The following is a 23,142-nucleotide window of genomic DNA, read 5'->3' as shown; positions in this document are numbered from 1 at the left end:
ATATTAGTGGGAATCCGATTTCAAGCGGCGGCCGCTTATGCTTACAACCGCAGCAGCGGCAAGCAATAATAAGGCGCACATGCTGTACATAACGGAGTAGGATAAATGATCGGCGACTGGCCCCATCGCCATGTTGCCGAGCACAACGCCGAGGTCGGACATGGCAATAAATAAGCCAATGAGCGTATTTCGGGAGGCGGCTGGCAGCACAAAGGTCAAATAGGTCATTAAGGTTGGATAAAGCAGAGCCATGCCAAGCCCGATTAATCCGGCTGCCACATACATATAGGCGGCTCCCCAATGGATGGACAAGGCTAGCAGCTCGGTACCTATCGTCATACACAACAGCAAACTAATCGTTAAGCCCGCAGGCCACTTGCCATCGGAGGGCAGCTTTGTCCGCAGTGCAAAGCGGGAAATGACGATGATGCCAGCCTGAATCATGAGATAAATGCCGGCATCGCCGACCCCACTTTGCTTCGTATACAGGGCAATAAAGGTTACGACAGCACCGAAGCCAATAGAAGCAATGAGCATGGCCGAGCTGCACACGAGAAAAGCCCGATTGCTCCATAATTGGTTAAGCTGCGCCAGTGTAGAGCTTGTCTTCACACCAGTGCTAGAACTGCCCAAGCGGGAAGGAAGGGGGGAACTATACCCCACAAAGCCTGCTGTAACGCCAATAATAAGCAGGACAGCTGCGAAAGAGTACAGTTCGCCCCAATTCCATAAATAAAGGGCAGCCATAGGCAGGACAACGGTTGGCAGCATGCCAGCTAACAAATACAGCGACAGTCCTTGCGAACGCTCCTTTTCAGGCAGCGTATCGACAATACCCATTTGCAGCGCCAAGGAAAAAAAGGCGGTCGTCACGCCCTGCAGCGCACGCAGCAGAAAATACCATTCCAGACCGAGAAGCGCGTACAATGCCAAAATAATAAAGTTTGCGAGCAATAATAAACGCAGCACAAACTGTGGGCCAAAGCGGGCGACCACATTGCCGGCCCAAGGCCGAAGCAGCATGCTGGTAAGCATATAAGCGCCCATCATCATGCCAATTTCGGCATTGCTTGCTCCTTCGGCTTTCCCGCGCAGCGGAACAACGATATTAATAATCGGATTCGCGCTGAAAAATAAAAAGGTAACAATATAAAGCCGCATAAAAGGCGGGGATACGGATACAGCTATGCTTTTGCCCATTTTACGGATTCAGTTCGAGCCCTTCGAAAGGATGATCCCAACGGCTGGCTGGAAATTTGAAGTTTTTCAAGTTTTTCTGGTAAACGACGGTTTGTTTAATATATGAGATTGGCAAAATAACCGACTGTTCATTCAACGTTTTTAAAATGGACGTATACAACTGCTGGCGTTCGGCTTCGTCTGTAGAAGCGAGTGCTGTGACAATTTGCTGATCCAGTTCCGCCTTCATAGGGAGGCTGCTATGTGCTTCCGATATACCGAAGCCCGGCTCCCTGACCGAATTAATAAGCGTATGCGGATCATAAGGCACGCCATAATTGAACCAGAAATGGATGTCGAAGGTGCCTTCCCGCAAGCGCTGAGGAATCATCGCGAGTTCAACAGCATTGAGGTTCAGCTTGACTCCAATTTCGGCCCACCCGGATTGAATCGTTTCGGCCATCGCTTTCTGAATCAGATCGCCCTTATCGTACATTAACTCAAGCTCGAGCTGCTGGCCGTCTTTTTCCCTTACCGTTTTACCAGCTTCGAGCTTCCACCCAGCTTCATCCAAATAGGCATTTGCTTTCGCCACATCGTAACCGATAGGCTCAAAGTCGATATTGGAATAAGGATAGTTTTTGGATAAAATGTTGTTGGCAGCTTCCTCAACGCCACCCGTTACGCCATCTACCATGGTTGCTTTGTCAAAGCCTTGCTGAAGCGCAAGGCGCACCCGGTGGTCAGCCAGCTTGTCGTTTAGCGTATTGAGCAGCAGGCTTCTTGTGCCAACAGGCTCGGATAGCCCAGTCTCATATTTGCCTGAATCCTTTAATTGCTGGAAAGCGTCCATACTGATTGCGCCCTCGCCAAAAATCAGATCCAGCTCACCTTTCTCGAAAGCGAGAACCCGTGTTTCACCATCCGGTATAATTTTGACTGTTATTTTATCAAGCTTCGGCATTTCTCCCCAGTAATTCGGATTTCTGGTGAAAACCGCATATTCATCTTTCTTATAATCAGCGAGCTGCCAAGGCCCGGTGCCGATCGGCTGCTTGATATCTTTCGTCGTATCTCCGTCATCCGGGAACCCAGCTTCAGCAAGAAAACGGAAAGGCCGCACAATCGCCAAATCCTGCAAGGTTGGATAGTAGGGAGCGGTCAGCGTTATTTTAAACGTAAATTCGTCGACAGCTTCCGTTTTTTCAAGCACTTTGACAAGTCCAATCCAGCTGTGGACGCTTTTGTTAAGCATGATCGCATCAAAGTTCTTCTGGACAATGGCTGCGTTAAACGGCGTTCCATCCGCGAATTTGACATCTTGGCGGAGCTTGAACGTATATTCCTTGCCATCGGTTGAAATGATCCATGACTCAGCGAGCAGCGGTTTAAGCTCTCCGCCTTCGTTGTAGCTGACCAATGGCTCATAGAGCATGGACTGGGCAAAGAGTTGCGATGGATAGTAGACATGAGGATTAAGCGGACCTATATCTCTTAGCCAAGCAACGGTAATCGCTTGCTCCTGCGGGGCGGCTGTGCTTGTTCCCGCCTCGTTGCCCGTAGAGGCCGCCTCTTGCTGCGAGCATCCTATTGCGAGCATGACTAATACGAACAGAGCGGAAATCGTCTGCAGGGTGGTATTTCTTTTTATTCTGGACATCTTAGCAGGTACTCCTTTTCATCTATTGAGAATGATTATTACGTTCAATAATACTAAGGATTCTTCACTTGGCTAGCAATAGAGAAATGTCTGTTTTTTTATTGGACAAAATGAAGAACGGGCGCGGATGTTTCTTGATAGCCCAAATATATTCCGATATACTAATACAATTATGATGAGAAGGGGACTCGCCAATGGATGACCATCCCTTGTTAAAACCTGGTGAAACATCAGCTGCCCTATCGCTGCCTTACTTGTATATTCTTACGTCGGTTAACATAGTAGATTATGCGTTTGATCGCTCATTTCATACATTAGAGAGCGAAGGACATCGCATCGTTGCTTTTGCACAAAGCGGGGGCAAGCTCCATCTGGAGGGCCATTCTATTTATGCCGAAAAAGGGGCGTGCTTTCTTCTTGCTCCTGGGGCAAAGGCGCAAGTGGAAGGAAGTGAGCCAGGCGATCATCGGGGAGCGGTATATGTGATTGCTTTCGATGCTTATCGAGTAGGAGAACGGGAACCAGCGCAAGAAATAGGCTTAACCTTGCCCTATGAGACGAGAATTGATGTGACTGCAATGGCGCGGCTCGTTGATTTGCTGGAGCAAGCTGCTGAGGGAGCTGCAAATCATCAAAGCTGCAAGCAAGTGGACCAATTCAAGCAGCAGATTAGGCTGCAGGAGCTTCTTGTGTTGCTGATGGAGCATGTGGCAGCTTCACGTTCTTCATCGGATGCTAAGCTGGCCGTTCAGGAAAGCATCGCTTATATGGTAGAGCATTACCGTGAGGAGATAACCGTGGAGCAGCTGTCGAAAATGTCCGGTGTAGCCCGCTGGCAATATAGCGCATTGTTCCAAACGTTAACTGGCAAAAAGCCGCTCGATTATTTGACGGAGCTTCGTTTGAATCGGGCGAAGGAACTGCTGCTGCTGACCAATGATCCTTTACGTGAAATTGCCCGCCAGGCAGGGTTCAAGGATGAATATTATTTTGCCCGCAGGTTCCGGCATGCCATGGGGCTGACTCCGAAGCAATATGCCAAAACTCGCGGCGTCAGCCATCCGACGATTAAGCAGGACGTTAGCCCTTTTTCACGAATCGTTGTAGTTGGTTATGTACTTGGCGATTTGCTTTCTCTGGGCATTAGGCCAGTAGGAGCAGACATGACGGTTATTGGCCGAAAGGTCGTTTATCGCAATGAGCTGAAAAATATTTCAGATATTGGCTTGCTGGGGGAGCTCGGCAAGGTGAAGGCGCTATGCCCGGATTTGATTCTCTACAGCAGCTTCCGGCAGGATCGAATGGAGGAGCTGTCCAAAATAGCATCTACCGTATCGATTGATCGCTTGCAGCCAACCTATGACCGGCTCATGCAGGTGGCGGAGCTGTTCGGGAAGGAAGAGCAGGCCAAGCAATGGATTGAACATTATGAGCGCAAAGCCGGGGAGATGTGGCGGCATTTGGCTTTATATACGAAGGAAAGGGAAACGGCTGCTATTTTTGTCCTAGTAGATGGTGATTTGTATGTCATGGGCATGAGGGGCATCGCCTTGACGCTTTACCATCCGATGGCATTTGAACCAGCAGACAAAGTAAGGCAATTAATTGAAGCGGGAATTCTTTTCCAAGCGATTGCTCTGGAGCAAATGAGTGAATATCATGCTGACCGCCTATTCTTATTAGTAGGGGAGAGCGAGCGATCTAGAACCGAGGCGGCGCGCATTACAAAAAGCGCGTATTGGCAGTCGTTGGACAGCAGCCGGGTTTATGTAACGGAAGCCAAATGGAATTTCGATGATCCCATTACAAGGGACAGGCTTTTACCCGCGCTGCCGCGAATTTTCCGCTTGCCGTAGCAGATGTGGTACAATATTTTCATAAACGTAGGGGGAACTATCGATGTATGCTCGCACTTCAAAAGGACGGCTTTGGACATCATGGATCATGAGCGGTTTGGTTATTTTGTTTATGCTGTTTGATGGCATTATGAAGCTGATTAAGCCTGCGGTTGTAGTGGAATCAACACTCGAGCTCGGGTTTCAGGAGCATCATATTGTCATTTTGGGCGTGCTTGCGCTCATTTCCACGATTTTATATGCGCTGCCGCGTACGTCGTTCCTCGGCGTTGTGCTGCTGACCGGTTATTTCGGCGGGGTTATCGCGACGCATCTGCGTTTGGATGCCCCATTGCTGAGCAACACATTATTTCCAGTATATCTTGCTGTGCTTGCTTGGGGTGGCATTTGGCTGCGGAACGAGCAGGTGCGTAAATTAATTCCTTTTCAAAAATAAAAGAGGAATAGGATGTAGTCGCTTGTCTAAACAGCCTTATTTGCTCGCGCCCAGAACGATTACGGTTCTGGGTCGCCGAGAAAATAAGGCTGTTTTTGTTTGCGGTTTAGTTTTTTTTCCTCTTCGAGCCTTGTTTGCAACTCATCAATAAGGGTGGTCCATGCATTGGGTTCTCCTAATATCCAAACAGTATAATTAGCCAATACAAAATAATTTTCAATTTTTGAAGACTTATACTCTGCTCCCTGAATGATGGAGTGCTGTAGAAAGTGAGCAATTGCAGCAGAATCAAGCTTCCCATCGGTTTCGAAGGTATGCCGGAAAGCGTCTACCAGTCGGTGAATAAGGGTAGTGTTGGCATTATGTAGGCGGCTTGTCCATACCCTATTCAAATCATATGTTTCTGCGTGGTTAAGCAGGGGCGTTCTATCCGCAGCTTTCATCGTTGTTAGCTGCGCTATTCTTTTGCCTGGAGTTCCACTCACTAGCATCTTTACCCGCCCTAAGCCATAGGACTCATAGGGTAGATACGCATCCTCCAGACACCCGATACGGTTCGCTTGAGTAGCAACTGCTGGATTGGTCGGAATTTTATCTCCTTTGCCGCCGCCAGTTGTAGAATTACAGGAAATACATAATGGAATAAGATTATTTGGATGGATTACAAGCGCAAGATGCGTCGATTTAGGAAAATAATGGTCAAGTTGTGCTTTATCTAAGTTCAGTTCGCCTAGGCACGCGGGACATAAATAAAAATTGTCAGGGTTTTCTAGCTTATATTCTTCTTTAAATTGTCGTCGCAGATTAGTGCCATTTTCCTCATAATTAAAGAAATCGTTATAAAATCGAGTAAATAATTTTTTCAATAAGTCTAAGCTTGGCTGAGTTAAATTTAGTTGGCAGGACTGGAAGGCGAAAGCGGCTATCTGAGTCTGACCTTTGGGGCCCATCATAAAAAAGTTATCGACACATAAGGCCAAGATAACCATCTTCCGTTCTTTTTTAGCTTTGCATGCATCCCAAAAATCATTAATGCGATTTTTAAAAGTAGTGGATGTTCTATTGGCAAAAACGCAAGCTTTCAGTTCAGGATAATCAATGAGAAATTGTTTTTTGCTAAACTGTTTTGGTTTAATGCCCTTTACATCGCAGTAGTCTAGCAATCGAATCATAAAGGAAGAGGCCAATTGCAAGCGGATACCCAACTGTTTAGGAGGATTAATTTTTAGTAGCATAATATTATTCGTCCCTTCTGGCCGATTCTGAATGTCTCAAGGAAACGACCTTATCACGAAGCTGAAAGCGATTATATCCTGGGCCCAATTGGCTAAGCAACTCTTTCAATTGTTGAGGCGTTCCTGATTGTATCATTTGTTTCACATAAGATTCGGCAAATTTTTCTTCCTCGACATTTAATTTATATAAATTTCCATAAAGTTCACTGCGGTCAGCGGCAAATGTGGATATAAAATGCTCTCCAGCAATTTGAACATCATTTTTAGTAATCAGGTATACCTGATGCGGTAGAGCATCAGTTAGCATTAAAGTCGAATGGGTGGACACGACAATTTCATGACTGTACCTTGGAACAGGTTCAAAAGCTAATCCTACTCTATTGTCGCCAATAGTTGTGAAATCATCAATCCATTTGACAAAATGGGAAATCCATTCTTCATTAAGATGCACATCCGGTTCATCCAGCAGAAAAAGAACATTCGGCAGCACGCTGTCGCGGGCAAGCAATAAAAGTCCCATCCGGGCGAGCCACAGAAATTCACCATCACTTAAAGCTGTTTCATAAAGTAAACCATCTACTTCATCCAGATGAAAACCTAGATGGGCAGAGCTCAACCAGCCATTACGCCAAGCAGCCGTTAAAGCTGCAAACAGGGTGAATGGGGAACAGATATCTTTTAGCTTGGGAGCACAGCACGAGTTTTCGTCCGAAGCTTCAAATAAATAATAAAACGTTCGGTTAATAGATGGGAAAAGCTCCTCCTCTTGGTAAGCAGCTGTTCGTTGGCAAGCATCATATAAATCGCCTACTGGATCCTCCATTTCGGAAGTCATGCAGCCTATCAATTGGCAAAATATTCGTAGTGCCTCTTCCGTCGGTTTCAACTCTCCCTGTTCAAGCTTCTGTATAATAACTTCATTCACCGTTAATGTAAACCAAACGGGTTGAAATCCTTTTACAATTTGAAGTAAAGAATTACGCTTGTTAATGTAGGCTCCTTGTTCGCTTTGTTCCTGCGGAAGAATTGCGCAAAGAGCAATCAAGACAAAGGGGGCCGTTTGCGGGCCCATAAATAAAAATTTCGGATCCTGATGATGCTGGCGGATGTTAGTCCTCAACCGCTCAAGCTCCTCTGCATTCGTCGTGGCATTAGAGCGTCTTGAAAGATCATAAATATCACTGATCAGGCTGGACAGGGGGGAGCGAATCAAGGCCTCCTCCATTTGTTGTGCCGGTCCGGAAGAACTAGCGATAATTTTTGAGGGATGATAGTCCGTTAACCTGCTGAATGGCTGCTTTTCTTCTTTGGCGTCAAGCAGGCGCTCTTCGCTATTCGCAATTTGGACACTGAGCCGATACGTTCTGATGGGGGCCTCATTTGGCGTAACACGAATAATCCGTTCTTCTTTACCAATCTGTACAGCGTACTGCAACTCGAAATCAAAGCCGGGGGTTTCGTCATGCATAATCCGAGTGAAAATAAGCGCCAGCGCTTCCAGAACCGTTGACTTCCCTGAACCATTTTTACCAATTAAAAATCGAACGAAAGGGGCATCCAGAAGTTCATTTTGTTTTGAGAAGCGAATTTCAAAATCATGAAGCTGCTTATATCTCGCTATTTTTAAAAAGATGAGTCTCATGTATGCTTGCTCCTTCTTGGGATTTGATAAAGTTCAATTAAATAGGAGTCGGCCACTGTGCTGTCACGACCAACTGTTTCGGATTGGGAAATCGACGCATTCAGTCGCTGGATTAGACCGAATGCCAGTAGAAGCTCCACGGTTTGTTTTGCTAACTGTACATCGATCTTTTTGTCTGACTCAGTGGTATCCGACAGAGAAGACTCAGTTTGATGTTTAGCAGCGATATGAATAGCTTGTGGTGGAACCCTGTCTCTATAATTTTTATACAATCGGTACTGCTCTTCTGAAAGCTCCTTTTTGATGTTCTTCTCCAGCACAGAATCAAGTGGATAAGGCTCGGTATTTTCACTCAAACGGTATGCTGATTCATTCAAGCCTTCAAGCGATAAAAAGACAGTTCCTTCAGACAAAAGCTCCATTAAAGCGGTATGGGCCAGTTTGGAGCGCAGTCGGGCGTGGACCTTATCTTGTGTTCGCCACTTTCCATTCGTTTCTATTTGTCGCAAAATTTCCTGCTTGAATTCCTTAATTTGTGCGGATTCTGTAGCATCAGGTCCAGATTTTAAAAGAGGTTTATATGTTTCTAGTCTTAATGAATAGTTTTGTTTTTTCAATTGATCATAGGAAGCGAACCAGAAGGCACGATGTTGCCACTTAGTTGGAATTTGTAAGTTGTAATCATTAGTTACTTCCCGTTCTTTGTTGACAAGCATCGACCAACTTTTCCAGAAATCGTTTCTCTTTCTCCATTTATTCACAAGATTTTGATGTTCATTGTATTGATTAAGTTGGTAGAATAAGGTCCTTTTATCGATTTGTCGCGAAGCACTACTTGTTCTAGGTTTATGTAATAATAGAAGAGATGATTTTGGCATAAAATCATTTTCGAAAGGCAATGACACGACAGCTTCAAGAATCAGTTTGGTGATAAGCTCTTTGCGACAAGCGACGGATTCAGAATCGTTTGAAAAAAGAAAAGTATCAGGTACGATAACGGCGGCCCGTCCGTCAGCGGCGAGCAATGAAAAAACACGGTACATAAACATAACCGTAGGGTTATTATAATTTTTGAAAGAGTTAGATAGAGTTGCTGTATTAATTTTATGGTGAATTGGTAAATGAGCAATAATTACAGGGAATTTTTGTCTAATAGGGAAACGACCCTCGAATTGCTCAGACAGTACATCATCTTGAAAAATTTCAAAATAAGATAATTCAAAGGCTGTGTTGGTATTTCCATATAATTCAAATTGCATTAAATGGACATTGGCAATTCTTATTCGCAAACTGTCTAAATCATATCCAGTGAAGACCATCCCATCCAAATTTGTTGAGTATGTATGTTGCTTGTTGAAGAATGTATAGGTGTCTGCCAGAAAATTGCCGTTACCGCAACAGAGGTTAAGAATTTGATTTTTAGAATCTGGCTGCAGCATTTCTATAATTGAGTGAGTCATTCTGCGCGGCAGAGCAGTATATTGCTCGTCATTATCATCAAGCTGCTGTACGATATAATTAAATAGCTCCCCCCTCAAAAAACGGGAAGGCATGAGTGCTTGTGAAATTATATTTGAATTCATTTGTTCATTGAACATACCCATTAAAAGCTGCTCAAGCGTCTCAATGTGATTAAACGCCTGCTTAGTCAGCGAAGGAGGGGCCTGAAAATAACGGAAGGTCCCCATTGCTGTTGTTAACGAATCACTACCGGTGACTGGCCGAACACTTTTTAGAGATGGTATTACCGCATCATTGATTCGCTCAACGATGCTACTGCCCTCCAATCGTGTTAGTGAACTCCAGCGCAGAGGGGAATCCTTCGGCCAATTTATCGGATGGGTTTCATTCTCAAGATGTGCATTAAGACTCATAACATCAAGACTGTGCAGAAAAAATAAAAAAGCGATATGATCGAGAGCGGCATCTGTCTTGAAGCCGCGTTTGGTGAAAAGTCTGCAAAGGCGCAGCGCTTCTTTTTTTAGTTCATCTGATAGCATGTGTACTCTCCTTGTGCAAAAAATGTGAAAAGAACAGTTAATTTCTATTTTATAACAAAATGTATGATCTGTTAATAAACTTCGCTCAAATGGCAGGCGAGATATACTTTCATCCAATCTTCGGAATCGCCTAAATTGAGCTGGAGCAGCTCTTCGATTTTGCGAATAAGGACGTAGTGCGTATTCGTGTGGATATGCAGCCGCTCAGCAGTGGCGGCGACGGAACGATTTTCAGCCATAAACGTTCGCAAGGTTTGCTCAAGCTCAGCTGCCTGATGCTTATAGGTGCGAAGCGGCTGCAAAATTGCGGTAATATAAACCTCGATTTCCCGTGGCTCATGGTTAAGGAACAACCGATTAATGCCAATTTCCTCATATTGAGTACTGCCGCCCGCTGCCGCCGCAGCAGAAAAGCGAGCGAACGAGCAGCCTCCTCATTGCTTTTTGCTACATGCTCCAAGCCCGAAAACAGCCCGCCAATGCACCATAGAGTGGGGGGAAGCCTGCTGTAATCCATTTGCTTGCAGCCTCCTTCAGTTTGTGAAACAGCTGGTTTTTCGTTCTTACGCCAGCGACAGCAGCGAGAATGGTCACTTTATCGTGGGATCCAAACAGCGGGTAGATGGCAGGCAGCAGCTCCTTCTCAATGAGAGCAATGAGCTTGCGCATATAGGCTTCCCGTGCCTTCAAATCATGGTTGTCATCGGCAAGCTGGAGCAACTTGACGAATAGTGACGTAAGAGCGGTGAGCTCAAATCGTTGGAGTCGGGAGGCTAGGCTCGCAGGTTCCCGGTATTACACCAAGTCATCAAAGAAATCGTGGCTTCTTCGATGTACCATTTCGGTCATCGAATACGTATTCATCATTTGCAGCATGACGACGGCTCCGCCCTGTTCCAAAATAACATAGTCAAGCTGGGCCAGCGGCTGACGAAGCAGCCTACGAGCAGGGAGGCATTTTGGATCGAATAAATATTAAAGGAAGTATCGTTTGAAGCATCGGTAAATGTTACAGGACTCATCGGAAACCCGAGCGCTTGATCCAGATCGATATCGGTAAATAAGACGGAGCACGGCATATGTGGATACCAATCATTTTTAGCAAAATCAATAAAATAAGCGGGTAGCTCCAGTATCGTTGCGACCGTCTCCAGCATATCCCCAAGCGTCACATTTTCAATGGACAGCTGCGTAAAGCGATTGTGAACTTCATCGCGGTTCACGAGGTATGCATTGGCGTCAACCAGTTCGGAGTACATGGAGGCATTGGATATGGCAATTGCCGCCTTATCGGCGAAGCCTTGCAGTTGGCTTGTGTCGTATTCATTCAAACGTTTGTTATTTTCCAGCTGATAGACGAGCATGATGCCGTATTTCTTTTATTTTATTAGATTTAAAGAGTAAAAACGTTACAGGCGCAGCATGCTGGCATCGAATGCCAACCATCTGCTAAAACTTGCATCGTGGTCTAGGCAAGCTGCTGAGTCAAATCATAGCTTTAAAGAATAGATTATCGAGAGGGATATTCTAAAACGATTAAAGCCTTTATGAACCTCATGGATGATTATAGTGTTATTATATCTGACATTATTTGAATGGAGATAGGAGTGGGTGTTTTGTATTTTGAGCGGTTGGAGCAATATGGGATGGAGCAGCTCGTTTTTGGTTATGATCACAAATCGGGCTTAAAGGCGATTATCGCTATTCATGATACGACGCTTGGACCAGCGCTTGGCGGTACTCGCATGCATCCCTATGCAACGGAGGAGGCCGCCGTCCACGATGTCGTCCGGCTTGCGCGAGGCATGACCTATAAATCGTCCGTTGCAGGGCTTAATCTGGGAGGGGGCAAGGCGGTCATTATCGGCAACCCCATGACGGATAAAAGCGAGGAGCTGTTTCATGCGTTTGGACGATTCATTGGGACATTGAACGGCCGATACATCACGGCGGAGGATGTAGGGACGACTGTGGCGGATATGGATTTTATTCGTGAGAAGACGAAATTCGTTACGGGAGTATCGCCAAAGTTTGGAAGTGGAGGTAATCCTTCGCCTTTTACGGCACTAGGTGTATTTCATGGTATTCGAGCTGCTGCCCTTGAAGCTTTTGGGACAACTGAACTAAAGGGAAAAACGATTGCGGTACAGGGTGTAGGCAGCGTTGCCTATCATTTATGCCGCTATTTGCATGAAGCGGGCGCAAAGCTGATTGTGACCGATGTCGTGCAAGCAAATGCAGAGCGCGTTGTGCTTGAGTTTGGGGCAATAATGGTCGGCGTGGATGATATTTATGGCGTCGAATGCGATATTTTTGCTCCATGCGCGATGGGTGGAATTATTAATGATGATACGCTTCCGCTGCTTAAGGCGAAGGTGGTTGCTGGTGCTGCCAATAATCAGCTGAAGGAAGAAAAGCATGGCGATCAGCTCGCGGCCCAAGGCATATTATATGCTCCAGACTACGTCGTCAACTCCGGCGGCTTAATGAATGTCGCTGACGAATTGTATGGCTATAACAGGGAGCGAGTGCTGAGCAAGGTAGAGGGAATTTACAGCCAGCTCCAGCGTATTTTTGAAATATCGAAAGAGCAGCAAATCCCTTCTTTCCGTGCAGCGGATCATCTGGCGGAGATTCGGATAAATAAACATCGGGTCTCTGTTTAGTGGTGAAATTCCGCGAACGCAATGGATAGAGTTGCAACCGTCCCGGTGTGCCTGCCCAGTTTGCACCAATCGTAACGCAGCCCCTATGTGGCTCATATGCTGCTGATTATTCCAGGAGTGGTTGCGTTCATGATGACCCGGGTGAGAATTTGAAGTTAATCACTGGGAAAACTGAGTTTTTCAAGATGTTTAAAGGCACTCGCAAGCTTCTTACGATAGCCGTAATATTTTCCTTTATTTCCTGGGGAATTATTAGCTTGTGCACATCAGCTATTCCTATGTATTTAGAATTCATACTGATTTCGTTGTGCGTCTTTCCGTCGCAATTGTATCATTCATGCGAAACGCTGATGTTTTTTTGCGCTTTGCTAAGTTATCCCCTCAGCTCAGAAGCGTTGTGCCAAATGGTGCGCCGATATTTTTTTCTGAGCTAAGGGGATAACGGCCTAAAGCAATGGAAACCCCAATACAATTGGCGGAAACGTCGTTGAAAAAAAGGGAGAGCTAAGCAGCAGATTTCGGCAACCGGGTTGCCGCCCAAAAAAGGAGTGCTATGGCGCTAACGCCTGCCCCTAGCCAGCATACACCGCCCCAGCCTGCATAAGCGTATATGCTAGTAGAAGTAATAGAGCCGGCTGCGCTGCATATGGAATAAAATACCATATAACCGGCAGTTAGTCTGCTTCGCGCCTCCGGTCGAATGCTGGGGATCATGCTCTGATTGGTGACATGTACGGCCTGTACGGCTAAATCCAGCAAGATAATACCTATTATTAATGGAAAAAGAGATTGGTCGCCATAACGAATGGCCAGCCAGGAAATAAGCAGCAGCGCAAGCGCGATGCCTGTTGTTCGTTGGCCAAAGCCGCGGTCAGCAAGCCGTCCTGCTCTCGCTGCGGCTAAAGCTCCGGCCGCGCCGGCTAGACCGAAGGCGCCAATAGCGGTGTGCGAAAGTGAGAAGGGCGGAGCGCTAAGCGGCAGTACCAAAGACGTCCACAATATGCTGAAGGCGGCAAAAATGAGCAGCGCTAGCACGGCACGGACGCGAAGCACCCGTTCTTCCGCAAATAAGGTGAGTACAGAGCGCAGCAGCTGCCAGTACGATAGGCTGTCACAGACGGTGTTCTTTTTTTCATCATCAAAAATAATTCCTTCATGCATTCAGTTTTGTAAGGGTTTTTCCTTGCCTAATATAAAATACTGATCAGTACATAATTATGCTTGATTACTATAATTTTAAATCCATACACTTGTCAAGGTTTGAATGCTTATACATTGACAATATGCCTATTCGATTTTAATATAATAGTATACCGATCGTTATTAAATTGGAGGTTGCTATGGCCCGAGTGTGGGTGCTTTTGCCTCAATACGACGGTGGAGCTGTCCCCTCATGATGAGAAATTCGAAATTTTGACGAGAGAGCATCAGATGTATCTCTCTGTTATTTTTGAGGAGACGATTGAACGAGGCGTTAGTACGGGCGAGCTTGATTCCAATATCAACGCCAAGGGATTGGCCCAAACGCTGGTTGTGTCTGATCGTTCTTTTGTTGACAATAGCATGAATATGATATTGAGCTTGCTAGATTCATAGCCAGTAGGGGAAGAGGGATGAGGATGTCGGCTGCGCAGGTTGTACGTGAATTTTTTGAAAAGGTCCGTTCAGGCAAGGAGCTTGAAGCGGTACATGGAGTAATGGCGGAACGCGTATTGGCCCATCAGGTTCAATCGGAAAAGGAAGTGACGGTAGAGCGGTCGCCAGCGGATTATGCAGCTCATGTCCGTGAAATGATGCATATATATGGGGAGTTTACATTAACCGTTGAACAATTTTTAGTACAGGATGACCAGGTTTACGTGCGCTGGAAGCAGGTGGGCACCCATTTGGGCGAGATAGACGGTTTTGTGCCGACAGGAAAACCGATTGTTGAAATCGCAAGTGCGGTTTATCGGGTTGAAGCTGGAAAAATCGTTGAATATTGGATTCAAATCGATCGTGAAGGCATTCGTGTCCAATTGGAGCAAAATGCTAAACTTTAAGTTAAATGTTAACAGCAGTACGGTGGCCTTCACTGAGGTGAATTAGATGGCGCATAAGAAGCTTTCAGAACCACGGATCTCGTGGGACTGGAGGCTTTTTTTATATGAGGCTGGCTGGCGTTCGGACGCAATATTTATTTTTTTGTTCAAAATATCCAAAAATAAGGGTTTTCATGTTAGTATATATGACAAGAGTTATATAGTTTATACAACATGGGAAGATGACGCTATTAAAGGAGTGTAGCTATGTATTTGCTGGAGAGAGAGAAGGAAAAGCTGTTTATCGTGCTGGCAGCCGATTTGGCACGGAGAAGGCAAGCTCGCGGCCTGCGTCTTAATTATCCCGAAGCCGTTGCCATTATTACTTATGAGATTATGGAAGGGGCAAGGGACGGGAAGACGGTAGCTGAGCTTATGAGTTACGGGCGTACCATTCTTGCTGAGGAAGATGTGATGGAGGGTATCTCGTCGATGGTTCATGAGGTGCAGGTCGAGGCCACTTTTCCAGATGGAACGAAGCTAGTTACGATTCATGACCCCATTGTTCCGCGAAGGAAGGGGAGTGAACAATGATTCCCGGCGAGGTAGTTCCGAAGCAGAATGTCGTTTGGCAAAATACAGGTCGCATAGTAAGAGACGTACTAGTAATGAATCGTGGTGATCGGCCGATTCAAGTAGGGTCGCATTTTCCATTTGCACAAGTAAATCCTAAGCTGGATTTTGACCGTGCCGCAGCAGAAGGCTTCCGCCTCAATATTCCATCTGGAACGGCTGTGCGCTTCGAGCCAGGCGAGGAAAAGCCGGTTCAGCTCGTAGCTTATGGCGGAGCGGCCTCGCCGTTAAGTACTGAGGGTGAGGATAAACAGGTGGGCTTGCCGATTTCTAGAGAAGCCTATATCAGCATGTTTGGGCCGACGATAGGCGATCGAGTGAGGCTCGCTGATACAGAGCTGTTTATAGAAATTGAACGCGATTATGCCCATTATGGTGATGAATGCAAGTTCGGCGGAGGCAAGGTGCTGCGGGATGGCATGGGGCAGTCAGCCTTTCGTACTCGGGATGAGAATGTGCTCGATACGGTCATTACCAATGCCGTCATTATTGATTACGTCGGTATTGTGAAGGGTGATATTGGCATTAAGGATGGGAAAATCATCGCTATTGGTAAGGCGGGCAACCCAGATACGATGGAGGGCGTTCATCCTGAGCTCATCGTAGGCGCTTCCACAGAGGTCATTGCCGGAGAAGGGAAGCTTATTACTGCGGGTGGAATCGATACGCATATTCATTTTATTTGCCCGCAGCAAATCGAAACGGCGCTGTCTTCAGGTGTAACGACGATGATTGGCGGAGGAACGGGGCCTGCAGAGGGAACGAAAGCAACGACCTGTACACCGGGCAGCTGGCATATTCATCGCATGCTGGAGGCGGCTGAGGAATACCCGATGAATATCGGTTTTCTTGGCAAAGGCAACTCATCCGGCCTGGAGACGCTGCGCGAGCAAGTAGCGGCAGGGGCGATTGGCCTTAAAATTCATGAGGATTGGGGCTCAACGCCAGCTGTTATCGACGCGGCGCTCACGGTCGCGGATGAAATGGACGTCCAGGTAGCGATTCATACCGATACGCTGAATGAAGCGGGCTTTGTGGAAGAGACGATTAAAGCCATTAATGGACGGACGATTCATACGTACCATACCGAAGGGGCGGGTGGCGGCCATGCGCCGGATATTATTACACTCGCAGGGCATTCGAACGTCATTCCGTCTTCAACGAATCCAACAAAGCCTTTTACGATTAATACAATAGAAGAGCATTTGGATATGCTGATGGTTTGCCATCATCTTGATCGCAACATCCCCGAGGATGTCGCTTTCGCTGACTCACGCATACGTCCTGAAACGATTGCAGCGGAAGATATTTTGCATGATTTGGGGGCGCTTAGCATTATTAGCTCTGATTCACAGGCGATGGGCCGAGTGGGAGAGGTCATTTCCCGTACATGGCAGACGGCCGATAAAATGAAACGCCAGCGCGGCCCATTGGCTGGAGATGGTGGGGCTGGCGAGGATGGCAAAGCGGGAGAGGCGAGTGCCAACGACAACAGCAGGGTAAAGCGTTTTGTAGCTAAATATACGATAAATCCAGCCGTTGCCCATGGCATTTCGAAATATGTAGGCTCGGTAGAAGCGGGAAAATGGGCGGATCTCGTCTTGTGGAAGCCGGCATTTTTCGGGACGAAGCCTGAGCTGGTGCTGAAGGGCGGCATGCCTGCCTTCGCAATCATGGGTGATCCTAATGCCTCGATTCCAACGCCGGAGCCCAAAATCGGTCGGCTCATGTTCGGAGCGCATGGCAAGGCGAAATACAGCAGCTGTATTACCTTCGTATCGAAAGCAGCAGCTGAAGCTGGAATTAAGCAGCAGTTGGGCCTTGGGAAGCAGGTGCTGCCGGTATCGGGCTGCCGCACGATTGGCAAGCGCGACATGCTGCTTAATAACTTAACGCCGGAAATTACCGTTAATCCAGATACGTACGAGGTGCTGGTCGATGGCGAGCAGGCGATCTGTGAGCCGCTGAGCGTGCTTCCGATGGCGCAGCGGTACTACTTATTTTAGAAGCTCGCTTGGAGGGAGAAGCCAAGGATGATGTCTTTTTTGCAAGTGGCACAATTAGTAGACTCAGCTTTTCCGACAGGGGCATTTTCCCATTCCTTCGGCCTAGAAACGTATGTGCAGGAGGAGCGAATTCGAACTATTCCCGATTTTTTAACATGGATGGAAGGTTATATTCAAGGCACCGTTGCCCCTATTGAAGGCGCTGGCGTGTATTGGAGCGCCATTTGGGTGCCGGCCTACTTGCAGCAGTCCAGGCAGCAGTCTGAGAAGCAGGAGCAGGAAAAGATAAAGTCGAAGCTGCTGGATTTATCGCGCAGGATGACGGGCACGCGCCTGGCGCGGGAGTCCAGAGAAGGGGCAAGCAAAATCGGAAAACGGTATTTGCATACCGTGCAGGCGGTATACCCCGAATCGCTGCTGGGCGATTATGCGTCTTGGATCAAGAATGAGCGCGGGGACGCAAACGCGGCGATTGTTCATGGCTGGATTTGCGCGTTTTTGCAGCTGACGCCTCATATGGCGGTGCTCAGCTTTTTATATCAGACGGTTAACAGCATGCTGCAAAATTTAATTCGGATGTGGAGCCTTGGTCAGACAGATGGCCAAAAAATAATGACCGCCTTGTTTCCGCTTCTGGAGCGCGAGGCGGCGGCGATAACAGCGGAGCCGCTTTTGCCAAGCCAGATGTATACCGCGAACGTCATGCAGGAAATTGCAGCTATGCGCCATGAAAGCCTGTATTCCCGCTTGTTTATGTCTTAATGGTGGATGAAGCTAACCGTCGCGTTAGCAATTAAAAAAGTTGAAGGAGAGATGAGCATATGTGTGGAGGAGCAAATCATAGCCATGCCCATGACAGCTGGAATAGCACGCCGTTTCAAGGAGGAAGAGCACTTCGTATCGGAGTAGGCGGCCCTGTCGGCTCGGGGAAAACAGCACTGCTGGAGAAAATCAGCGAAATCATGTATCCGGACTACAGCATCGGGATTATTACTAATGATATTTATACGAAAGAGGATGCGGTCATTTTGACCAAAACAGGCGTTTTGCCGCAGGAGCGCATCATTGGAGTAGAAACAGGAGGTTGCCCGCATACCGCAGTACGCGAGGATGTATCGATGAATATGGAGGCGGTCGAGGATCTGGAGGAGCGTTTTAGCGACCTGGATCTGCTGTTCATTGAAAGCGGCGGCGACAATTTGGCGGCAGCATTCAGCCCAGAGCTGGTTGATATGTTTATCTACATCATTGATGTTGCCCAAGGCGAAAAAATTCCGCGCAAAGGCGGGCCGGGCATTACCCGCTCCGATCTGCTCGTCATTAATAAAATCGATCTCGCCCCTTATGTCGGAGCAAGCCTTGAGGTGATGAGCGAGGATTCCAAGCGGATGCGTGGGGACCGTCCATTTGTAATGACCAATCTCAAAAGCGAAGAAAGTGCAGCTAAAGTCGTGGAATGGATTATCGCAGCTTGCCCAGCCCTAAAGCATAGCCATACTCATCACCACCATCACGAGCATCATCACGATCATGCATAGCCGATGGCAGGGTGAAATTGATTTTATTAATGGAAAAAATGTTTTAAGCTATTCGGCTCATCAAGCACCGCTGAAAATTACCCGCCCGTTCAAAGGGCCATCCGGCGAGATGATTATTTATTTAATGGAATCATCTCCCGGCCTGTTCGGCGGAGATGTTCAGGAGCTGGATTGTATAGTAGGGGAAAACGCACATCTGCTGCTTACGACACAGTCGTCATGCAAGCTGCATCCGGGAATGGGCGAGGCGACGAGCGGACAGAACAATCTTTTTCGAGTCGGGAAAGATGCTGTGCTGGAGTATTTTCCAGGGCCACTCGTTCCTTATAAGGATGTCCGTTATAAGGGGAATACGGTAGTTCGTCTGCAGCGGGGGGCACAGCTTTTGATGAGTGAGATCATTACGCCTGGCCGTGCGGGTTACGGAGAAACGTTTGAATACGAGATGCTGCACAGCGAGATGGCGGTGTATTGGGAGGATCGGCTTGTCGTATGGGACCCATTAAGGCTGGAGCCTCCGAAGTTTCCGCCCCAATCGGTGCTTGGGGGTTATTCTCATTTTGGGAATTTTTGGTTTTTGTCTGAAAAGATTACAGCAGAGCATGTGGATGCGGTGCGGCGTATACTGGACAGTTATTCGAATGTGAAGCCGTCAAATAGTAGTAGATTAGGGCAGGAGATATACGGCGGGGTGTCGCTCTTGGAGGCGAATGGCCTAGTCGTGCGCTGCCTTGGCAATAGCGGAGCAGAGCTTGAGGCGCTGTTCCATGTCATTTGGAGCGAGCTGCGCCCGCTGCTGTTAGGTAAGGATGCTTTTCAGCTGCGCAAGTAGTGGAATAAAAATTAAAAAACAGGGGGTTATGAAATGGATGCAGGTATACTCTCTGTACTGGCTATCGGGTTTCTGCTGGGCATCAAGCATGCGCTTGAGCCGGATCATGTCATTGCGGTATCCACAATTGCGATTAAAAGCAAGCATATTGTTAAGTCCGCCTTTTCCGGCGTGTTTTGGGGAATCGGGCATTCGCTGACGCTGTTTATTGTCGGGTTTATCCTCATGGCCATGAGAAGCGAGATGACGGAAAAATGGGCGATGTCGCTAGAATTTCTTGTTGGTGTCATGATCGTTGTGCTGGGCGTAAATACGATGATTTCGCTTAGAAACAGGCGTGCGATTGCGGGTGCGAAGGATAGTCAGCATTTTCACGGCTCCTATCGTAAATCTTTGCTGATTGGCTTCATTCATGGCCTCGCTGGCAGCGGAGCGATGGTCGTTTTGACGATGAGCACCGTAAATAGTATTAGCGAAGGGCTGATCTATATCGTCGTATTTGGCGTTGGTACGGTAATCGGCATGTTATGCTTTACTACCTTCATTAGCATTCCGTTTATTCTTTCTTCCAGCCGCTTTAAGCTGAATCGCGTTCTAATCGGGGCAACCGGCGTCGTTAGCGCTGTATTTGGTTTGTATTATATGTACAACCTAGGCGTGAATGAAGGATTGTTTGGATTATGGGTGTAGGTAGTACAAGGTATGGCGTATTTGCGATGTGAAAAGTATTGATTCAATTAAAAGAGCAGCCATCCATGCAAAAAAATCACCACATTTTTATGGTTTAATGACAACGCTGAAGAGGCTATTGCGTTTTATATAGTAAGCGGTACGACTACAAGGGAATGTGAGGGGCTGACCGATGCTCCGAGGCATTCCCTTTTTTCTTTGTCCATTTATATAGCCCTTACATTGCAAATGTAAGGGTTTTCCTGCCATCTTTTTTTGAATTAAGCTTTGTTTTCTTGATATATCTGATACAATGTTAGAAAAGCTGTCATTAACAGGGCGTTTGTATGGAATAATCGCATGGCAATTTCGATGCTGTCAGATTTGGAGTGAGGCATATGTCAAAAAATTGGTATCGCAGATTGCTATTTTCGTATTTTCCGATTTTTATTTTAACGATATCTATCGTCATTTTTCTCTCCTTCCTTATTGTGAATGAGATTTCACGGAATGAAACCGAGAAGGCGGGCCGCATTTCCACTTCCTATGTCGTCGATAGTCTGGACAGAGCGCTCAATCAAGTAGAGATGGAAATTTTGCGCCAAATGGAAAATGATCCGATTTACGGACAATTTCTTGCGGGCGATGTGGAGAAGGGCAGTCCTGAATTTATAGAGCTCGCCAAAAAGCTATGGGTCATGGAAAGCAACAATGAGCTGCTGGATTCCATGTATATATACCGTCTGTCCGATCAGCGAATCGTTAGTAAATATGGGTTTACGACGCAAGAGGTGTTTGCTGATCGCGCTTATTTGGAGCAGGCGCTGGATGAACCAGCTTTTCAGGGCTGGTCGCAAATTCGCTCCTTTAAGCTGCTGGAATCCGACAAGCCGGAGGAAGTAATCAGCATGCATAAGCGATTGCCGCTTCCGTTCGGCGAGGAGGGGGTTTTGGTCATTAATTTGGGTGCTTATCCGATAGGCCGGATGATTGATGATATGACGCGCAGCAACGTTTCCTTTTTTCATGTGACGGGCAAGCAGGGCCAAACTATTTTTCCGAAAGGCAATTTAGGAACGGGAAGTATCGACGAGAAGGGTACGGTGTTAACGACGCTAGTATCTCCAAAGCTGGGCTGGACGTTCAGCAGCGGCTTGCGCGCGGGGCAGCTGTTTGCATGGGTATCCGTCATTTCTTATGTATGGATTATTATTGGCCTGGCTACCTTATTGCTAGCCGTCCTCTATATCATTTATATTACGCGCAAAAACTATAAGCCCATTCAGGTGATGATGAGCCGTATTCAGGCGCTTCCCGCGCGCTCCGCAGATGTCACGACCAGGGACGAGCTGGCGTTAATTGACCACGCGCTGGAGCAGCTTATTCAGCAGACCGCAGATTATGAGATGCAGCATCATGAGAATCTGCTTATACGCAGGCGGCAGTTTTTTATCGATTTAATCGAAGGCAATGCTCAAGGGGATAGGGTTGAAAAATGCCGCTCCTTAGCCGTGCTGCAAGCGTCGGAGCATGCGGTGCATGCTGCAGTCGTCATTGCGGAAATGCATGATTTTGATGCCTCATACGGCGATTTCTCCCATCAGGATCAGCAAACGTTCCGTTTGACGCTCATGAACCTTTTTCAGGAGCTGGCACGGGAAAGGGAGCTGGACAGCTGGGCGGAATGGATAAGCAGCAGCCAGCTGGGCATTATTTTTACAAGTGGTGCCGCAGAGGAAGCAGAAGATGATGATGAAGCTTTCAAAGACAGGCTGCGATTAGCCGTCAGGAGCTCTCACCAGTGGGCCGCGAGCCAATTCGAGCTGACGATGAAGTTCGGCATCGGCATTGTGGCGAATTTGGACAGCAGCTTAAGCTTAAAGGAATCCTACCAATCCGCCGGATCGGCGCTGCAATATGTATTGTCACTGGGTGAAAATGAAATGGTGTTTGGCTCGGATGTGCCGCTGCAGCCGCATATGGAGTCTTATAAATATTTCCCGATCATGGCTGGCATTGTGAAAATGTTTCGCTTGACCAATCAGGAATGGCGGGAGCAGGTGCATACGCTGTTTCAAATGGTCGGCTCTGAGCTGCTTGCGGATCATGACATTCGCATGCTCATCCATTGGCTGCGCCAAATGCTGGGCAGAGAGCTGATGGACCTCTCTGACAATCTGAAAGATTATTTCGTCGGACAGCAGGCGCAGCTGTGGCGGGCAGAGCTGGATAAAACGAAACGGCTGCCCGAGATGGAAGCTTTGCTGCTGGAAATGATGAATGAGGTTTACCGAGTATATGTGTCGACTAATGAAAATAAAAGCTATCGGGCGATGATTAGTGAGATGAAAGCTTACATTGAAGAGCATTACACGAATCCCGATCTGTCCCTCACCATATTGAGCGATCGGTTTCAAGTGTCGGCGAAATATGCGAGCCATTTGTTCAAGGAAGAGTTTCATACAAAATTCGTTGATTTTTTGGCGCAGCTGCGCATTGTGCATGCCCAAAATTTGCTGAGCCAAACCGATGAGGTGATCCAGCAAATCGCCTTGCAGGTCGGCTACGCGAATGCCGTTACCTTCGGCCGTGTGTTTAAAAGAATAGTCGGTGTGACGCCGGGAGACTATAGAAAATACGAAATGAAGCCAGAACAAGTGAATGAATAAGCATTAGCTGCTAGGATGGCTCCCGAACAAATTCGGGGGCCTTTTTTGATGGCCAATTCAAGCGAATCGGAAAAAGGTATGTTTACAGGAATAGCGTCAC

19 protein-coding genes and 2 pseudogenes are annotated in these 23,142 nt (G+C 47.1%); 12 read left to right on the top strand and 9 right to left on the bottom strand.

Annotated features, from left to right (window positions below):
• Window positions 1-3 precede the first annotated feature (3 nt).
• Entirely contained in the window at window positions 4-1,200 is a 1,197-nt protein-coding gene (cntE, locus tag AC50X8_RS01910) for a staphylopine family metallophore export MFS transporter CntE (protein ID WP_494878312.1), read from the bottom strand.
• 1 nt (window position 1,201) lies between these two features.
• Window positions 1,202-2,839 carry a nickel ABC transporter substrate-binding protein gene (gene nikA, locus AC50X8_RS01905; protein ID WP_494878310.1) on the bottom strand — a complete coding sequence of 546 codons (1,638 nt, stop codon included), beginning with the start codon at window positions 2,837-2,839 and terminating at the stop codon, window positions 1,202-1,204.
• Window positions 2,840-3,033: 194 nt separating this feature from the next.
• Between nikA and AC50X8_RS01900 the strand changes: the two genes are divergently transcribed.
• Together AC50X8_RS01900 and AC50X8_RS01895 are read left to right on the top strand one after the other, a co-directional pair.
• Window positions 3,034-4,695: a helix-turn-helix domain-containing protein gene (locus tag AC50X8_RS01900; RefSeq protein WP_494878308.1), complete on the top strand. Its 1,662-nt coding sequence runs from the start codon at window positions 3,034-3,036 to the stop codon at window positions 4,693-4,695.
• 43 nt (window positions 4,696-4,738) lie between these two features.
• A complete protein-coding gene (locus tag AC50X8_RS01895) occupies window positions 4,739-5,131 on the top strand; it encodes a DoxX family protein (protein ID WP_056029960.1) in 393 nt (130 codons plus the stop codon).
• Window positions 5,132-5,190: 59 nt separating this feature from the next.
• Here AC50X8_RS01895 and AC50X8_RS01890 read toward each other — a convergent pair whose 3' ends face one another.
• From AC50X8_RS01890 to AC50X8_RS01865, 6 genes are all read right to left on the bottom strand, one after another.
• The gene (locus AC50X8_RS01890; protein ID WP_494878306.1) at window positions 5,191-6,366 is read right to left on the bottom strand and encodes an HNH endonuclease; all 1,176 of its coding nucleotides are present in this window, start codon (window positions 6,364-6,366) and stop codon (window positions 5,191-5,193) included.
• A 4-nt stretch (window positions 6,367-6,370) separates the two neighbouring features.
• On the bottom strand, window positions 6,371-8,008 hold the full coding sequence (locus tag AC50X8_RS01885) for an AAA family ATPase (protein ID WP_494878304.1): 1,638 nt from the start codon (window positions 8,006-8,008) through the stop codon (window positions 6,371-6,373).
• Entirely contained in the window at window positions 8,005-10,008 is a 2,004-nt protein-coding gene (locus AC50X8_RS01880) for an N-6 DNA methylase (protein WP_494878302.1), read from the bottom strand. Before AC50X8_RS01880 ends, AC50X8_RS01885 begins: the two co-directional genes overlap by 4 nt.
• Before the next feature lie 71 nt (window positions 10,009-10,079).
• Window positions 10,080-10,361: a PucR family transcriptional regulator gene (locus AC50X8_RS01875; RefSeq protein ID WP_494878300.1), complete on the bottom strand. Its 282-nt coding sequence runs from the start codon at window positions 10,359-10,361 to the stop codon at window positions 10,080-10,082.
• A 94-nt stretch (window positions 10,362-10,455) separates the two neighbouring features.
• Window positions 10,456-10,728 (bottom strand): hypothetical protein, encoded by a 273-nt coding sequence (locus AC50X8_RS01870; RefSeq protein ID WP_494878298.1) that lies wholly within the window; start codon window positions 10,726-10,728, stop codon window positions 10,456-10,458.
• A gap of 143 nt (window positions 10,729-10,871) precedes the next feature.
• A complete protein-coding gene (locus AC50X8_RS01865) occupies window positions 10,872-11,339 on the bottom strand; it encodes a hypothetical protein (RefSeq protein WP_494878296.1) in 468 nt (155 codons plus the stop codon).
• A gap of 315 nt (window positions 11,340-11,654) precedes the next feature.
• Between AC50X8_RS01865 and AC50X8_RS01860 the strand changes: the two genes are divergently transcribed.
• A complete protein-coding gene (locus tag AC50X8_RS01860) occupies window positions 11,655-12,674 on the top strand; it encodes a Leu/Phe/Val dehydrogenase (RefSeq protein WP_494878687.1) in 1,020 nt (339 codons plus the stop codon).
• A gap of 504 nt (window positions 12,675-13,178) precedes the next feature.
• On the opposite strand, the pseudogene AC50X8_RS01855 reads toward AC50X8_RS01860, so the two are convergent.
• Window positions 13,179-13,784 (bottom strand): annotated as a pseudogene (locus AC50X8_RS01855) (MFS transporter); the annotation flags it as partial.
• Between the two features lie 234 nt (window positions 13,785-14,018).
• Here AC50X8_RS01855 and AC50X8_RS01850 point away from each other — a divergent pair.
• The 9 genes and pseudogenes from AC50X8_RS01850 to AC50X8_RS01810 form a co-directional block, all read left to right on the top strand.
• Window positions 14,019-14,270, top strand: a pseudogene (locus AC50X8_RS01850) (TetR family transcriptional regulator C-terminal domain-containing protein); the annotation flags it as partial.
• Between the two features lie 23 nt (window positions 14,271-14,293).
• Entirely contained in the window at window positions 14,294-14,716 is a 423-nt protein-coding gene (locus tag AC50X8_RS01845; RefSeq protein ID WP_494878294.1) for an ester cyclase, read from the top strand.
• A 246-nt stretch (window positions 14,717-14,962) separates the two neighbouring features.
• Window positions 14,963-15,289: an urease subunit gamma gene (locus AC50X8_RS01840; RefSeq protein ID WP_056029948.1), complete on the top strand. Its 327-nt coding sequence runs from the start codon at window positions 14,963-14,965 to the stop codon at window positions 15,287-15,289.
• Window positions 15,286-17,334: an urease subunit alpha gene (ureC, locus tag AC50X8_RS01835; protein WP_081418600.1), complete on the top strand. Its 2,049-nt coding sequence runs from the start codon at window positions 15,286-15,288 to the stop codon at window positions 17,332-17,334. The genes AC50X8_RS01840 and ureC overlap by 4 nt, the downstream gene beginning before the upstream one ends.
• A 27-nt stretch (window positions 17,335-17,361) precedes the next feature.
• A complete protein-coding gene (locus AC50X8_RS01830; RefSeq protein ID WP_494878292.1) occupies window positions 17,362-18,096 on the top strand; it encodes an urease accessory protein UreF in 735 nt (244 codons plus the stop codon).
• Between the two features lie 59 nt (window positions 18,097-18,155).
• A complete protein-coding gene (ureG, locus tag AC50X8_RS01825; RefSeq protein ID WP_099519519.1) occupies window positions 18,156-18,872 on the top strand; it encodes an urease accessory protein UreG in 717 nt (238 codons plus the stop codon).
• Complete coding sequence (locus AC50X8_RS01820; protein ID WP_494878290.1) at window positions 18,865-19,704, top strand: urease accessory protein UreD; 840 nt, start codon at window positions 18,865-18,867, stop codon at window positions 19,702-19,704. Before ureG ends, AC50X8_RS01820 begins: the two co-directional genes overlap by 8 nt.
• Before the next feature lie 33 nt (window positions 19,705-19,737).
• Window positions 19,738-20,394 (top strand): urease accessory protein UreH, encoded by a 657-nt coding sequence (locus AC50X8_RS01815; protein ID WP_056029939.1) that lies wholly within the window; start codon window positions 19,738-19,740, stop codon window positions 20,392-20,394.
• Between the two features lie 377 nt (window positions 20,395-20,771).
• Window positions 20,772-23,042 (top strand): helix-turn-helix transcriptional regulator, encoded by a 2,271-nt coding sequence (locus AC50X8_RS01810; protein ID WP_494878288.1) that lies wholly within the window; start codon window positions 20,772-20,774, stop codon window positions 23,040-23,042.
• The last annotated feature ends 100 nt before the right edge of the window (window positions 23,043-23,142 follow it).

Source organism: Paenibacillus sp. JT22N15 (assembly GCF_059383755.1).
This window is presented reverse-complemented; position numbering and strand designations above follow the sequence as displayed.

What these genes read in the sequence shown, in the direction of transcription:
- ureC (WP_081418600.1), top strand. Translation starts at nt 15,286, where the DNA reads ATGATTCCCGGCGAGGTAGTTCCGAAGCAGAATGTCGTTTGGCAAAAT.
- AC50X8_RS01830 (WP_494878292.1), top strand. Translation starts at nt 17,362, where the DNA reads ATGATGTCTTTTTTGCAAGTGGCACAATTAGTAGACTCAGCTTTTCCG.
- AC50X8_RS01880 (WP_494878302.1), bottom strand. Translation starts at nt 10,008, where the DNA reads ATGCTATCAGATGAACTAAAAAAAGAAGCGCTGCGCCTTTGCAGACTT.
- AC50X8_RS01890 (WP_494878306.1), bottom strand. Translation starts at nt 6,366, where the DNA reads ATGCTACTAAAAATTAATCCTCCTAAACAGTTGGGTATCCGCTTGCAA.
- AC50X8_RS01815 (WP_056029939.1), top strand. Translation starts at nt 19,738, where the DNA reads ATGGATGCAGGTATACTCTCTGTACTGGCTATCGGGTTTCTGCTGGGC.
- AC50X8_RS01885 (WP_494878304.1), bottom strand. Translation starts at nt 8,008, where the DNA reads ATGAGACTCATCTTTTTAAAAATAGCGAGATATAAGCAGCTTCATGAT.
- ureG (WP_099519519.1), top strand. Translation starts at nt 18,156, where the DNA reads ATGTGTGGAGGAGCAAATCATAGCCATGCCCATGACAGCTGGAATAGC.
- AC50X8_RS01895 (WP_056029960.1), top strand. Translation starts at nt 4,739, where the DNA reads ATGTATGCTCGCACTTCAAAAGGACGGCTTTGGACATCATGGATCATG.
- cntE (WP_494878312.1), bottom strand. Translation starts at nt 1,200, where the DNA reads ATGGGCAAAAGCATAGCTGTATCCGTATCCCCGCCTTTTATGCGGCTT.
- AC50X8_RS01820 (WP_494878290.1), top strand. Translation starts at nt 18,865, where the DNA reads ATGCATAGCCGATGGCAGGGTGAAATTGATTTTATTAATGGAAAAAAT.
- AC50X8_RS01845 (WP_494878294.1), top strand. Translation starts at nt 14,294, where the DNA reads ATGTCGGCTGCGCAGGTTGTACGTGAATTTTTTGAAAAGGTCCGTTCA.
- AC50X8_RS01810 (WP_494878288.1), top strand. Translation starts at nt 20,772, where the DNA reads ATGTCAAAAAATTGGTATCGCAGATTGCTATTTTCGTATTTTCCGATT.
- AC50X8_RS01900 (WP_494878308.1), top strand. Translation starts at nt 3,034, where the DNA reads ATGGATGACCATCCCTTGTTAAAACCTGGTGAAACATCAGCTGCCCTA.
- AC50X8_RS01860 (WP_494878687.1), top strand. Translation starts at nt 11,655, where the DNA reads ATGGAGCAGCTCGTTTTTGGTTATGATCACAAATCGGGCTTAAAGGCG.
- AC50X8_RS01840 (WP_056029948.1), top strand. Translation starts at nt 14,963, where the DNA reads ATGTATTTGCTGGAGAGAGAGAAGGAAAAGCTGTTTATCGTGCTGGCA.
- nikA (WP_494878310.1), bottom strand. Translation starts at nt 2,839, where the DNA reads ATGTCCAGAATAAAAAGAAATACCACCCTGCAGACGATTTCCGCTCTG.